The sequence below is a fragment of the Isoptericola sp. NPDC055063 genome (genome assembly GCF_053608125.1).
Window position 1 is genome coordinate 269,507 of record NZ_JBSGUW010000005.1, and the last position, 13,348, is coordinate 282,854.

The following is a 13,348-nucleotide window of genomic DNA, read 5'->3' on the forward strand; positions in this document are numbered from 1 at the left end:
GGGCCGTGCGGTGCGTCGCGTCACTCCCCGCGCCGCTCCGCGTCACTCCTGTGCGGCGCCGCGCCCCCGGCGCGCGATGCCCGTCACCGCGGACCGGTCCGTGAGCAGGAAGGCGCCCACGACGGCCCCTCCGCCGACCAGCGCGGCGAGCAGCCCGACGCCGAGCGCCGGGAGGATGGCGGCGTGCGCCGGGAGCAGCACGCCCGACACCAGCGCCCCCGCCCAGGCGCCGAGCGCGGTCGCGACGACGAGCACCACCAGGGTCCGCGGGATGCCCCGGAGCGCCTCGCGCCCGGCGAGCCGGCCCACGGCGACGAGCAGGCCCGCCCCCGCGACCGTCATGCCCAGCGCGGTCGCCAGGCCGAGCTGGGTGAGCACGCCGACCTGGTCGCGGACCCCCGTCGCCGCGGGCAGCACGAAGGCCGCCGCCGCGACGACGAGCCAGCCGGCCGCCGTCACCACGACCGCCACGCGCTGGTGGTCGATCGCGTACAGGGCGCGCGACAGGTGCAGGATCAGCGCGAAGCCGACGATCCCCGGCGCCATCCACGCCACCGCGTCCCCGAGCCCCGCCACCGACCCGTGGGCGATGCGGGCGAACACGGCCTCCACGGCGGACGACGCCGCCACGAGCGCGGCGACGCCGAGCCCCGAGACCACGAGCAGCGTCCGGGTGGTGGCGGCCAGCAGGCTCCGGAACAGGTCGCGGCGCCCGTGCGCCACGTGCTCCGCGAGCCGCGGGAACGTGCTCGTCGCGAGCGGGAACGCCAGCACGGCGTAGGGCAGCAGGTAGACCTGCTGGGCGAACGTGTACGTCGGGAACGTCTGCGACGGCCCGAACTGCAGCGCCGCGCCCATCACGGCGAGCACGGACAGCTGCTGCGCCACGAGGGCACCGACCCCCGCCAGCGCGAGGTTGCGGGCGCGGACACCCTCGCCGCCGGGGAAGCGCAGCGTGGGCCGCAGCCGCGTCCCGGTCCGCCGCACCGGCAGCACGAGGGGCAGCGCGAGCACGGCGACCCCCGCCGTCGTGCCCCAGCCCAGCCAGCCGATCGCGGCGGCGGACAGCGCGCCGACGTCGTCCCGGTTCTCGCCCGTCATGGCGACGAAGACGAGGTACACGACGATGACGGCCACGCTGGACAGCAGCGGCGCGAACGCCTGCCAGAAGAACCGCTTGTGCGCCTGCAGGATGCCGCCGAGCACCACCGCGAGCCCGTACAGCGGGACCTGGAGCGCGAACGTCCGCACGAACGTGGCCGTGACGTCCACGAGCTCCGGGTGCTTGGTCATGAGGAGCCCGGCGATCGGGCCGGCCAGCAGGGCGAGCAGGGCGCCGAGCGGCACGAGGACGGCCAGCGTCCACCCGAGCATCGCCGAGGCCACGCCGGACGTCTCCTTCGCCGACCGGCGGGCGATCGGGCCCGCGAGCAGCGGCACCACCGCGCCCGCGAGCGCGCCGCCGGCGGCGACCTCGAAGAGCACGTTCGGCAGCAGGTTGGCCGCGCTGTACGCGGGCCCGACGCCCTCGGTGCCCACGGCCCACGACAGCACCAGCGACCGGGCGAAGCCGACCAGCCGGCTCGCCACCGTCACGACGGTGATCATCACGGCGGCGCCCGCGAGCGTCTGGGTCGCCGCCCGCAGCCCGCCCGGGCGCGACGTCATGCGGTCACTCCCCCGCGGCGGGGTCCTGGGCTGCCGGCGCCGGCCGTCGGCCGAGCTGGTCGGCGGCGCGCAGCCACGGCGTCCGCTCGATGACGGCGGAGAAGCTCACGCGCTCCGACGCGAGCGTCAGCCCGACGACGGAGGTCAGGGCCGCGAGGCGCACGGCACGCGGGGCGCCGAAGGCCCACTGCGCGCCGACCAGCGCGCCCAGCGCGTTGGCGCCGCCGTCGCCGAGCATGTCCCGCTCGGCGAGGTCGCCGGGGGCGGCGACGGCCGCGGCCCCGAGGACCACGCCCGTGGTCGCCCCGGCGCCGCCCGCGACGGGCAGGCTCAGCGCGGCCGAGGCCTTGAGGGCGCGCCCGGGGCGCAGGTCGAGCAGGTTGAGGAGGTTGGCCGTGCCGGCGATCAGCGCGCCGTTGACGGCGACGTCGACCAGGTGGCCCACCGCCCCGCCGCGCCGCCGGGTACCGACCGCGGCCCCGACCAGGGCCGTGGCGCCGATGCCGAGCACCTTGAGCCCGCCGGTGGTGAGCTTGCCCTCGGCGAGCGCGCCCAGGTGCCCGCGCAGCCCCTTGACCCGGGTGCTGGTGTCCTCGGCGAGGTCGTCCACGAGGCCGAACGCGGCGGCGCCGGCAGTCGCGACGACCGTGCCGGCCCGCGCGCGCCCGCCACCCGCGGCGAGCGTGCCCGCCACGAGCCCGGCGGCCACCGCGGGGCCCTCGAGCATGCTGACCGGTTCGCCCCGGTGGTTGGTGCGGGTCCAGCGGGCGGAGCCGCCCGGCGGGTCCGTCTCGAGCGCGCGGCGGGCGAGCGCCGTGCCGGCCGCCGCGACCGCCGCCCCGCGCAGCAGCGCCCCGAGCCCCCCGGCCATCAGCCGTCCGCCTGCGTCGCGCCGTTCACGACCGCCGGCGGGAGGACGGTCGCGCCGTCCTCGAACCCGTACTGGTCGACCGTCCCGGCCTCCTGAGCCGCGATCGCCAGCGGCACGACGATCTGGCCGGTCGTCTCCTCGATCCCGCTCACGGTGCTCACGAGGCCCGAGAGCTCGTCGTCCGAGCGGACGCTGCCCACGAGGTCGCCGTCCTGCGTCGTCGGACCCGCCACGACCGACGTGCCGGCGACCTGGGCCGACGTGCCCGCGAGTGCCACGAGCGCGCCCATCCCGGTCTGCTTCGGGTCGGCGTCGGTCGTCTGCGAGTCGTCGGTGGCCTTGCCGCCGCCCGACAGCAGCAGGATCGCATCGGCGGGGGCGCTCGGCTCCGCGACCTGCTCCACGAGGCCCACCTGCTGCAGCAGGTGCTGCTGCTCCAGCGCCACGTCGGAGAAGGTCCCGGCCTCGGGGCCCGCGTCGGTGAGCGCGACCGTCAGCGAGGCGGCCAGCAGCTCAGCGGTGCCGGAGTCCTCGTCGATGGCGCCGTCGACGGCGTCGGCCGGCAGCTTGGCGCGCAGCCCGTCCGCGACGGTCTCCCGCATGGTCAGCTCGTCCGCGGACGTCCACGACGCCGACAGCCGCTCCTGCGCGACGACGGTGCCGTCCGCGGCCTCGAGCTCGTCGAGCACGGCCTTGCGGCTGGAGTCGCTCACCTCGTCCACCTCGACGATGGCCACGTTCTTGCCCTCGAGCGAGCCCGCGACGAGCTGGTCGCCCGCGCTGTCGATGAACCGGCGCTGCTCCTCCGCCGACGTCCGTGCGTCGCCCAGCTCGTCACGCAGCGTGTTGCGCTCGGTGCGCAGGGCGTCGACCTGCTCGGTGAGCTGGTCGCCCAACGGGCCCTGGAGCGGGCCGGCGCCGAGGATGATGCCCACGGCGAGCGCCAGGAAGACGGAGATCAGCGAGACGAGGTGGTACCTGAAGTCGATCACGGTCGGCAGAGGTTCCTTCGATGGGGTCGGGTCGGGCGGGGCAGCGGCGGGCGCGGGGAGGGCGTCACCCGCCGAAGAGGCTACCCACCCACGAGACGAGGTCGTCGATCCGGGCGCCGACGAGGCCGAAGAACGTCTGGCCGGCGGAGGTGGACCACAGGGCGGCGACGACGGCGGCGACGCCGGCCAGGGAGAGCAGCGTGAGCTGGAGGTTCGAGATCCGGGTGCGGTACAGCCGGGACACGCCCTTGGCGTCCACCAGCTTGCCGCCCACCCGCAGGCGGGTGAGGAACGTGCTGGCCATGCCCGCGCGGCCCTTGTCGAGGAACTCCACCAGCGTGGCGTGCGTGCCGACGGCGACGATGAGCTCGGCGCCCTTGTCGTCCGCGAGCAGCATGGCGATGTCCTCGCTCGTGCCGGTCGCGGGGAAGACCACGGGCGCCACGCCGAGCGACTCGACCCGGTCGAGCCCCGGCGCGGTGCCGTCGCGGTAGGCGTGCACCACGATCTCCGCGCCGCAGGACAGCGCCCGGTCCGACACCGAGTCCATGTCCCCCACGATCATGTCCGGCTTCCAGCCGGCGTCGATGATCGCGTCGGCGCCGCCGTCGACCCCGACCAGCACGGGCCGGTTCTCCGCGATGTAGGACCGCAGCATCGCCAGGTCCTCGCGGTAGTGGTACCCGCGCACGACGATGAGCACGTGCCGGCCGTCGAACCGCGTGCGCACGTCCGGCACGCCGACGCCGTCGAGCAGCAGGTCCCGCTCGCGCCGCAGGTAGGTCATGGTGTTCTCGGCGAAGTGCTCGATCTCGTCTGAGAGCCCCTCGCGCGCGGCGGCCATGTCGGCCTCGACGGTCTCCGGCGTCTGCCGGACCCCGTCCGCCACCGTCGTGCCGTCGACGCGCACGGTGCCGCCGTCGATGACGACGGACGCGCCCTCGGGCAGCGCCATCACGGCCGGGCCCAGGTCGTCGACCAGCGTGATGCCGGCCTCGATCAGGATCCCCGGGCCCGCGTTCGGGTACCGGCCCGACGTCGAGCGCGCGGCGTTCAGCACCGCGGCCGGGCCGACCGCCACCAGGGCGTCGGCGGCCACGCGGTCGATGTCGAGGTGGTCGATGACCGCCACGTCGCCGGGCTTCAGCCGCTTGGTGAGGTCCTTCGTGCGCGTGCCGACCCGGGCGGGTCCGGTCACGTCGGGGCCGCCGTCGCCGGCGTCGGGGGCGCGCTCGGACTTGCGCAGGATCATTCTCATCGCCCCTATCGTCCCACGGTGGACGACTCGAGAAGCTCGACCGCGTGCTGACGGGCGGTCGCCGACTCCTCCTGACCCGACAGCATCCTTGCGAGCTCGCGGACGCGGTCGTCCTCGGTGACCTCGCGCACGCCCGTCACGGTGACGCCGCCTGCATCCCCGTCGGTGCCCCCGTCGGCGTCGGAGCCGCCGTCCGCGCTCGACTTCGTCACCACGAGGTGGGAGTCCGCGAAGGCCGCCACCTGCGCCAGGTGCGTCACGACCACCACCTGCGTGCTGCGTGCGAGGGTCGCCAGCCGGCGCCCCACCTCGACCGCGGCGCGGCCGCCCACGCCCGCGTCGACCTCGTCGAAGACGAACGTCGGCAGCGGGGCCGCGGCCCGCGCGCCGGTCGTGGCCTCGAGCCGGGCCGTGGCGAGCGCCACCTCGACGGCGAGCATCACGCGGGACAGCTCGCCCCCGGACGCGCCCTTGCCCAGGGGGCGGGCGGGCGCCCCGGGGTGCGGTTCGAGCAGGAACGTCACCTGGTCGGCGCCCCACGGCCCGGGCTCGTCGGCCTCGGCGACGTCGACCACGAGCCGCGCCCCCTTCATCGCGAGCCCCGCCAGCTCCGCCGTGACGGCGGCGCCGAGCTCCTCCCCCGCGGTCCGGCGCCCCGCGGTCAGCCGCTCGGCCGCGGCCGCCAGCTCGGCGTCCAGCTCCACCGTGCGCTCGCGCATGGCGGCCAGCCGCTCGCCGCCGTCGTCCAGGTCGAGCAGGCGCAGGCCCGCGTCGCTCGCCCAGCGCAGCACGTCGTCGACGGTCTCGCCGTAGCTGCGCGTCAGGGTGGTCAGCTCCGCGAGGCGGGCGTGCGCCGTCTCGAGCCCCGCCGGGTCGGCCTGCAGGTCGTCGACGTACGCCGAGAGGTCGGTCGCGACGTCCGCGAGCAGGTAGCCCGCCTCCGCAAGCCGGGTCGCGTGCGCGCCGAGCGCCGGGTCGTCGCCCGCGGCCGCATCGAGCGCGCGCCGCGCCCGCTCGACCGCCGCCACCGCGCTGCCCGCGGTCTCGACGTCGTCGCCCGCGACGGCGTCGTGCGCCTCCTGCGCGGCGACCCGCAGCTGCTCGGCGTTGCCGAGACGGCCCACGAGCGCCGACAGCTCGGCGTCCTCCCCGGGCCGCGGGTCCACGCGCTCGACCTCGGCGAGGCCCAGGCGCAGCAGCTCCGCCTCGCGGGCACGCTCGGCGCCGCGCGCGGTGAGCTCGGCGATCTCGGCCAGCAGCCCGGCGCGCTCGGTCCAGGCCGCGCGGTACGCGTCGAGCAGGTCCTGGTGCTCCGGTCCGGCGAACGAGTCCAGCGCCTCCCGCTGCTTGACCGCGGTACGCAGCCGCAGCTGGTCGGCCTGCCCGTGCACGGTGACCAGCTCGTCGGCGATCTCCGCGAGCACCGCCTGCGGCACGCCGCGGCCGCCCAGGTGCGCCCGCGAGCGCCCCGCGGCCGCCACGGTCCGCAGCACGACGACCGTGCCGTCGTCGTCGACCTCCCCGCCCGCCTCGTCGACGCGCGCCGCCACGGCGGGGTGGGTCGCGACCCGCAGCCGTCCCTCGACGACGGCACCGTCTGCGCCGGGACGCACCGCGGCCGCGTCGGCCTTGCCTCCCATGAGCAGGCCGAGGCCCGTGAGCACCATGGTCTTGCCGGCACCGGTCTCGCCCGTGATGACGGTCAGCCCGTCCGCCAGCGGCACCCGGGCGGCGCGGATCACGCCCAGGTTCTCGATCGCGATCTCCTCGAGCACCTACGCCTCCTTCTCGTGCTCGGCCCCGCCCTCGGTCGGGGCGTCCTGCTCCGGGCGGCCGGGCGCCCGGTGGTCCGGTCGGTTCGCGGCCAGCTCCCGCCAGCCGACCACCGGCAGGGAGAACTTCGACACCAGCCGGTCGGTGAACGGCGACGGCGACAGCCGCGCGAACCGCAGGGGCAGTGCCCCACGGCGCACCTCGACCCACGACCCGACCGGCAGGTCGATGCGCCGCCGGCCGTCGCAGGTCAGCACCGCGGGCACCGGGCTGCGCTCGAGCACCTTCACCGTGTACGTGGACCGCGGGCCGATGACGAGCGGGCGCGCGAACAGCGCGTGCGCGGACAGCGGCACCAGCAGCACGCCGTCCACCTCGGGCCACATCACGGGCCCGCCCGCCGAGAACGCGTGCGCCGTCGAGCCGGTCGCGGTGGACATGACCACGCCGTCGCACCCGAACGACGACAGCGGCCGGCCGTCGACGGCGATGCCGACCTCGACCATGCGCTCGCGCCGCGCCTTCTCCACGGTGGCCTCGTTGAGCGCCCACCCCGTGCGGGGCGTCTCCTCGCCCGGCAGGTGGACGGTGACGTCGACCACGGCGCGTTCCTCGACCTCGTAGTCGCGCGCGGCGAGGCGCCGGACGGCGTGCCGCAGGTCGTCGCGCTCGCTCTCGGCGAGGAAGCCCACGTGGCCCAGGTTGACCCCGAGCAGGGGGACCCCCGTGCCGTGCGTCAGCTCGGCGGCGCGCAGGATCGTCCCGTCGCCGCCCAGGACCATCACGGCCTCGGAGTCGGTGACGCCCTCGCGCGCGCGGGCGGCGGCCATGTGGTCGCCGAAGGACTCGGCGAGGTCGTCGTCGTGCAGCGCGACCTCGAAACCCGCCTGGGTCAGCTCGCGCACGGCCTCGGAGAGCGCCGCCACGGCCTCGGGGCGGCCCCCGTGGGTGACGATGAGGACTCGGCGGCTCACTGTGCTCCTCCGATCGGCAGGACGGGTGGGACGGACGGCGGCGCGTCGGGGGCGCCGGGCTGCCAGGCGACGGCGGCCTCCACGGCCGCGGCCAGCGCCGCGGGGTCGGGGCCGCCGGACCGAGCGCCGTGGGGACGTGGACCGGCACGGTCGGGCCCCGCGCTCGGCCGCAGCCAGCAGAAGTACTCGCGGTTGCCGCTCGGGCCGGGCAGCGGGCTGGGCACGACGGCGCGCGCCTCCAGGCCGTGCTCGGCCGCGGACCGCACGACGGCGCCCACCGCCTCGGCGTGCAGGCGGCCGTCGCGGACGACTCCCCCGCTGCCCAGTCGCTCTCGTCCGACCTCGAACTGCGGCTTGACCAGCAGCAGCACCTGCGAGGTCGGGTCGAGCACCGCGGCGAGCGGGCCCAGCACCAGCGTGAGCGAGATGAAGGAGAGATCGCCGACGACCACGTCCGGCGAGCGCTCGAGGTCGTCCGGCGTGAGGTCCCGCAGGTTGAACCCCTCGACCACGGTGACCCGCGGGTCCGCGCGCAGGGCGGGCACGAGCTGGTCGTGCCCGACGTCGAGCGCGACGACGTGCCGCGCGCCGCGGCGCAGGAGCACGTCGGTGAAGCCTCCGGTCGATGCCCCGACGTCGAGGCACCAGCCGCCGTCGACGGCGTCGAGCAGGTCGTGTCCGGCAGGGTCCGCGGCGAGCGCGTCCAGGGCCCCCGCCAGCTTGCCGCCGGCGCGGGAGGCATAACCCGGGTCGGCCGGGTCCGGGTCCACGGTGACGGGCGCGCCGGCGGGCACGGGCGTCGAGGCCTTGGCGACCGTGCGCCCCTCGAGCCGCACACGCCCCGCGCCGATCAGCTCGACGGCCTGCCGGCGCGAGCGTGCCAGGCCGCGCCGGACGAGCTCCGTGTCCGCACGGGGCTCGGGCATCACCGCGCCGGTCCCGGGCGAGGGGCGCCGCGGTCCCGCTCCCCTGGCTCCGGCTCGCCGTCCAGGCGCGCGCGCAGGACGTCGTGCACCTGCGCGAACCGCTCCACGTGCTCGCTCACCGGGACCTCGTCCAGACCGTCGAGGCCCGCCAACGGGCCGGCGGCTCCCGCCGCCGTCGGGGCGGGGTCGATCGGTTCGGCGTCAGCAGGTCGAGCGTCAGCAGGTCGAGCGTCAGCAGGTCGAGCGTCAGCAGGTCGAGCGTCAGCAGGTCGAGCGTCAGCGGCGCGGACGTCGGCGGGTCGAGCGTCGACCGCGTGGACGTCGCCCGGGCGCGCTCCGTCGGTCGGCGGCTGCTCGGCGTCGCGAGGCGGTTCGGGGACGACGCCTCCAGGCGTCACCGGATCCTGCGTCATCGTCCCTCCTGCCGCTCGCGGGTCGTGGTCTCGTCGCCGGCACCGTGGCCGGGTGCGCGGACCACCGGCCCGTCAGCGGCTGATCGTGGGGGACGACGCCGCAGGCCGAGGTCCGGGTCCACGCTACCCGCTGGCGCCCACGTCCCTGTGCCACGACCCACAGGCCCGACCTGGTCCGTCGCCGGGACCCCGCCCGCCGCACGGGAACAGAGTAGGACGCACGGTGTCAGCCGACCGAGATCAGGCGCAAGCCGTCAGAAGACCGGCGACCGACGTCATTGAACAGTGACAAGCTCGTGGTGACGAGCTCGTGGTGACGAGCTCGTGGTGACGAGCTCGTGGTGACGAGCTCGTGGTGACGAGCTCCTGGTGACGAGCTCCTGGCGTCAGGCCTGCAGCTCCGGCACGGTGGCGGGATCCACGACGTCTCCGCGGTCCACGGCCTCCCACGCGGCGACGCAGGCGGCGCGGATCACGTCGATGCCGCGAGGCCCCTCGCCGTCGAGCTCGAGCCGGCCGTCGGTGACCCGTGCGGCACGGTCGCCGCACGTCCACCAGCCCTCCGCGGCACGCTGCGGCGCCGGGTGCGGCTCCAGCAGCGCGCGCAGGTCGCCGCCCAGGAAGTCCGGGCGCAGGCCCGCGTCCGCCAGGACCGCGTCGCGCGCTGTCGACACCCCGGTCAGCACGTGCAGGCCCGGGTATCCGCCGGAGCGCGCCCCCGCGAGGTCGGTGTCGAGCCGGTCGCCGATCACCAGCGGCCGCTCGGCCCCCGCGCGTTCGACGGCGAGGCGGTACATCGTCGGGGAGGGCTTCCCCGCGCTGTCGGGCCGCACGCCCGTGGCCGCGACGACGGCGCCCACGAGGGCGCCGTTCCCCGGCGCGAACCCCCGCGCGGTCGGCAACGAGAGGTCGAGGTTGCTGGCCACGTGCCACGCACCGCCCGCGACCGCGTACGCCGCCTCGGCCAGGTCTTCCCAGGCCAGCCCGGGCGCGTAGCCCTGCGCGACGGCGTCGGGCACGTCGTCGGCGGAGTCGACGACGATCAGCCCCGACCGCTCGACGGCGGTCCGCAGCCCCGCGCCGCCGACGACGAGCACGCGGGCGCCCGGCGCGAGGCGCGTGCGCAGCAGCGCCGCGCACGCCTGCGCCGCGGTCATGACCTCGTCCGCAGCCGTGGGGATGTCCAGCCCCGTGAGCTGGCCGGCGACCTCCTCGGGCTCCCGTGACGCGTTGTTCGTCACGAACACGAGCCGCAGGCCCTCGCCGCGCGCGGCGGTCAAGCTCTCCGCCGCGTGCGGGATGGGCAGGTGTCCCCGGTAGGCCACTCCGTCGAGGTCGACGAGCGCCAGGTCGTGCGCCGAGGCCAAGGGGACGTCGCTGCTCGCGAGCGTCGCCGTCATCCCTTCTCCGCGGACGTCTCGTCGGCCGGCACGGGAGGCGCTGCCTCCGTACCGTCGGCGACCTCCTCGACCGCGTCCTCCGCCACGTCGTCGGCCCGGTCCTCGGCGAGGACATCGACGATCTCGGGCGCCTCGTCGTCCTCGTCCGTCACCGGCTCGGCCGCGGCGCGACCTGCGGCGTCGAGCGCAGCCACGTCGGCCGCATCGGCTGCCTCCTCCGAGTCCGCGCCGCCGTCGACGGTCGCCGTACGGTCGTCGGGAGCCTCGGCCCCCGACCCGACGCCCTCATGGTCCTGCCCGTCGGCACCCTCCTCGAGGGCGACCTCCGTCTCGGGCTCGGCGTCGGGCTCGGAGGATGTGCCCTCGTTGTCAGCGTCCGCGTCCTCGTCGTCCGCGTCCTCGTCGTCCGCGTCCTCGTCGTCCGCGTCCTCGTCGTCCGCGTCCTCGTCGTCCGAGTCCTCGTCGTCCGAGTCCTCGTCGTCGTCCGCGTCCTCGTCGTACGTGTCGTAGACGACGACGTCGTCGATCTCCTCCACCGCGCCGGAGACGCGCTCCAACGCCGCGGGGTCGACGCCGGCGAGCAGCGTGGCGGCCTCGTCCGCACGTCCAGCAGCCTCGAGCGCGGCCGCGCGGGCCTGCAGCACCCGGAGGCCCAGGTCGCCCTTCCGCTCGGCGGCGGGGATCCGGTCGAGGACGGCCAGCGAGGCGTCGTGCTCGCCCAGGTCGCTCCGGGCACCGCTCGCCACGATCGCGAGCTCGGTCCGCCCCTCGGCGTCGAGCGTGCGCGCCTCCTCGCTGGTGGCGAGGGCGATGGCACGCTCGGGTCGCCCGAGCCCGCGCTCCGCGTCCGCCATGAGCGGCAGGTGCTCCGAGGACCCGTTCAGCCGTCGCACGGTCCGCAGCTCGCGCAGCGCCTCGGCGAAGCGACCCGTGCGGTACGCGGCGATGCCGGCGGCCTCCCGCACGACGTCCACGCGTCCGCCGCGGCGGACGGCTGCCTGAGCGTGCTCGTAGGCCCGCTCGGGGTCGACGTCGAGCAGGCGCCCGGCCATGACCAGGTGCAGCCCGACCCGTTCGGCGTTCTCCTTGGTCAGCCCTCGGAGCCGGCCGCGCACGTCCTTCCCGAGCTGGCCCATCGTCGCGTCCTCGGCGATCTCCGGCTCGACGACGCGGGGGCGGCGCTCCGCCGCCGCGGCCGGGCGGTGGCCCTGCCGAGGCCCTCCCGAGCCACCCGGCCCCGCGGGACGCCGTCCCTGCCCTCCGCCGTGGCGCTCTCCGGCCGCAGGTCCGCGCGAGCCGTCGCCCCGGTACCCCTGGCGGGTCCCGTCACGAGGGTCATGGCCGTCTCGGCGATCCCGGGCGCGGTCACGCTGGTCCGAACCGCCGCGGTAGCCGCCGGACTGCTCCCGTCCCTGACGAGGTCCGCCCGAGCGCCCGTCCCGCCTGTCCTGCCCGCGGTATTCGCGGTCGTCACGGTCGCGCGACTGGCGCTCGCCGCTCTGGGGGCCCGTGCCCCGCCCGCGGTACTCACGCTCCTCACGACCGCGTCCCGGACGCCCACCGTCAGGACGTCCCTCACCTCGGTCGTCCCGGGACCACGAGTCGCGGCGCTCGCCAGAGCCACCCTGCGGGCGCCCGTACGAGGGCCGAGCACGTCGGTCGTCGCGCGACCACGACTCACGACGGTCCCCAGAGCCACCCTGCGGACGACCACCCGACAACCGCTCGCGCCGATCCCTGCGGTCCCCCGCCTGTCCGTCACCGCGCGCCGGACGGTCGCTGCGGCTCGCGTCCCCGGACCGACCCGATCCACCGCTCCGCGATCCGGCGCGCTCGCCGCCGCGCCGGCGGTCGTCAGAACTACCGGAACCGGACCAACGGTCGCGCCCCTCACTCCCGCTCCGCACGCCGCGCTCGGACGAGGGACGTCCCTGGCCCCGAGGCCGGTCGCCACCGCGGCCGCCCTCGGGCGAGCGTGCACTCCTGCCACCGTCACGCCCAGCCCCGCGAGGGCTGGCACCACGGGGGGACGACGAGCGACCGCCAGCACCGCCCTTGTTCTCGTCCCGCGGTGAATCGTTCACGCTACTCCTTCCAGACGCCGACACAAGCCGTATTCTCCCACGCCACGTTCCCTTGAGGGCGGCCAAGAGCTTCCGCCGACCTGTGACAGGCGGCACCACCGCACCCTTGCAGGCACGGGCCGATCGGCCGCACACCTCCCGACAAACACCTTCTCGACCGCCCGTGCGGCAAGGACCCGCACGTGCACTCAGACGAGCCGCTGTCACGGTGTAGCGAACGAGCCGCGAACGCCACCATCGGGCGGGCTCAGACAGGCCCCTGCACGCCGCCTCGCCACGGCCCGAGTTCGGCCGATACGGCCGGAGGCCGCTGACGACGCCAGGGCCGGCCCTTCAGTGGCGCCTGCGACCCTGCACATTCCGCAGCCCAGTGGTGGTCCTGAGTGCCGCGGACCTCTCAGTCCCAGCGCCGGCGCCCGTGCTCACAGCACGGCGCCGTCACCTGGTTCGTTCGAGCGCCGCTTCCGAACACGTGCGTACCGGAGGGTGGTGTGCGGGTCGTGGCGACCGAGCGGGTCGTTGTGCACGTCATGGCCGCGCGGGCCGTGCGTCACTGCCTGGTCGGTGGTGGGCGGGTGGGGCCTGGGTGATCTCGGGGGGCGGGGTGGGTTGGTGGTGGTGTGGGGGTATGCGAAAGGCCCACCCCGGTGCGGGGGTGGGCCTTTCGTGAATGGGTGTCCGGCGGCGTCCTACTCTCCCACCCCCTCTCGAGGGCAGTACCATCGGCGCTGAAGGGCTAAGCTTCCGGGTTCGGAATGGGACCGGGCGTTTCCCCAACGCTATGACCGCCGTAACAGTATCGAGTTTTCAGGGTGCACCCACACACGCCCGCCAGGGGGTGTGTGGGTGGTGCCCGTTTCTCGGGAACCGCATAGTGGACGCGAAGCAGTATTGCCAAACAGTGTTTGGGTGTGTGTGAAGTTGTTGGCTTATTAGTACCGGTCAGCTCCGACAGTCTTTCGTCCTGTCTTCCACATCCGGCCTATCTA

At 75.8% G+C, this 13,348-nt stretch carries 9 protein-coding genes and 1 rRNA gene; all 10 read right to left on the minus strand.

Annotated elements, in window-relative coordinates; genetic code table 11:
- Positions 1-42 precede the first annotated feature (42 nt).
- Positions 43-1,668: a murein biosynthesis integral membrane protein MurJ gene (gene murJ / locus ACWF41_RS08510; RefSeq protein ID WP_380316101.1), complete on the minus strand. Its 1,626-nt coding sequence runs from the start codon at positions 1,666-1,668 to the stop codon at positions 43-45.
- A gap of 4 nt (positions 1,669-1,672) precedes the next feature.
- The gene (locus ACWF41_RS08515; protein WP_380316104.1) at positions 1,673-2,539 is read right to left on the minus strand and encodes a hypothetical protein; all 867 of its coding nucleotides are present in this window, start codon (positions 2,537-2,539) and stop codon (positions 1,673-1,675) included.
- Entirely contained in the window at positions 2,539-3,531 is a 993-nt protein-coding gene (locus ACWF41_RS08520) for a copper transporter (RefSeq protein ID WP_380316107.1), read from the minus strand. Before ACWF41_RS08520 ends, ACWF41_RS08515 begins: the two co-directional genes overlap by 1 nt.
- A 64-nt stretch (positions 3,532-3,595) precedes the next feature.
- A complete protein-coding gene (gene steA / locus ACWF41_RS08525) occupies positions 3,596-4,789 on the minus strand; it encodes a putative cytokinetic ring protein SteA (RefSeq protein WP_380316110.1) in 1,194 nt (397 codons plus the stop codon).
- 5 nt (positions 4,790-4,794) lie between these two features.
- Positions 4,795-6,564: a DNA repair protein RecN gene (gene recN, locus ACWF41_RS08530; RefSeq protein WP_380316113.1), complete on the minus strand. Its 1,770-nt coding sequence runs from the start codon at positions 6,562-6,564 to the stop codon at positions 4,795-4,797.
- Positions 6,565-7,536, minus strand: coding sequence for an NAD kinase (locus ACWF41_RS08535; protein ID WP_380316116.1), 972 nt, complete (start codon positions 7,534-7,536; stop codon positions 6,565-6,567). It lies immediately after the preceding gene.
- A complete protein-coding gene (locus ACWF41_RS08540; protein WP_380316119.1) occupies positions 7,533-8,462 on the minus strand; it encodes a TlyA family RNA methyltransferase in 930 nt (309 codons plus the stop codon). Before ACWF41_RS08540 ends, ACWF41_RS08535 begins: the two co-directional genes overlap by 4 nt.
- Positions 8,463-9,261: 799 nt before the next feature.
- Positions 9,262-10,275, minus strand: a complete 1,014-nt coding sequence (locus ACWF41_RS08545) for an HAD-IIA family hydrolase (protein ID WP_380316122.1) — start codon at positions 10,273-10,275, stop codon at positions 9,262-9,264.
- Positions 10,272-11,411, minus strand: coding sequence for a hypothetical protein (locus ACWF41_RS08550; protein WP_380316125.1), 1,140 nt, complete (start codon positions 11,409-11,411; stop codon positions 10,272-10,274). The genes ACWF41_RS08545 and ACWF41_RS08550 overlap by 4 nt, the downstream gene beginning before the upstream one ends.
- A 1,624-nt stretch (positions 11,412-13,035) precedes the next feature.
- Positions 13,036-13,152: ribosomal RNA gene (gene rrf, locus ACWF41_RS08555) — 5S ribosomal RNA — on the minus strand.
- Positions 13,153-13,348 lie beyond the last annotated feature (196 nt).

Excerpts from the sequence above, each read along its gene's own strand:
- steA (WP_380316110.1), bottom strand. The coding sequence starts at position 4,789 with ATGAGAATGATCCTGCGCAAGTCCGAGCGCGCCCCCGACGCCGGCGAC.
- ACWF41_RS08540 (WP_380316119.1), bottom strand. The coding sequence starts at position 8,462 with ATGCCCGAGCCCCGTGCGGACACGGAGCTCGTCCGGCGCGGCCTGGCA.
- ACWF41_RS08515 (WP_380316104.1), bottom strand. The coding sequence starts at position 2,539 with ATGGCCGGGGGGCTCGGGGCGCTGCTGCGCGGGGCGGCGGTCGCGGCG.
- murJ (WP_380316101.1), bottom strand. The coding sequence starts at position 1,668 with ATGACGTCGCGCCCGGGCGGGCTGCGGGCGGCGACCCAGACGCTCGCG.
- ACWF41_RS08545 (WP_380316122.1), bottom strand. The coding sequence starts at position 10,275 with ATGACGGCGACGCTCGCGAGCAGCGACGTCCCCTTGGCCTCGGCGCAC.
- ACWF41_RS08550 (WP_380316125.1), bottom strand. The coding sequence starts at position 11,411 with ATGGGCCAGCTCGGGAAGGACGTGCGCGGCCGGCTCCGAGGGCTGACC.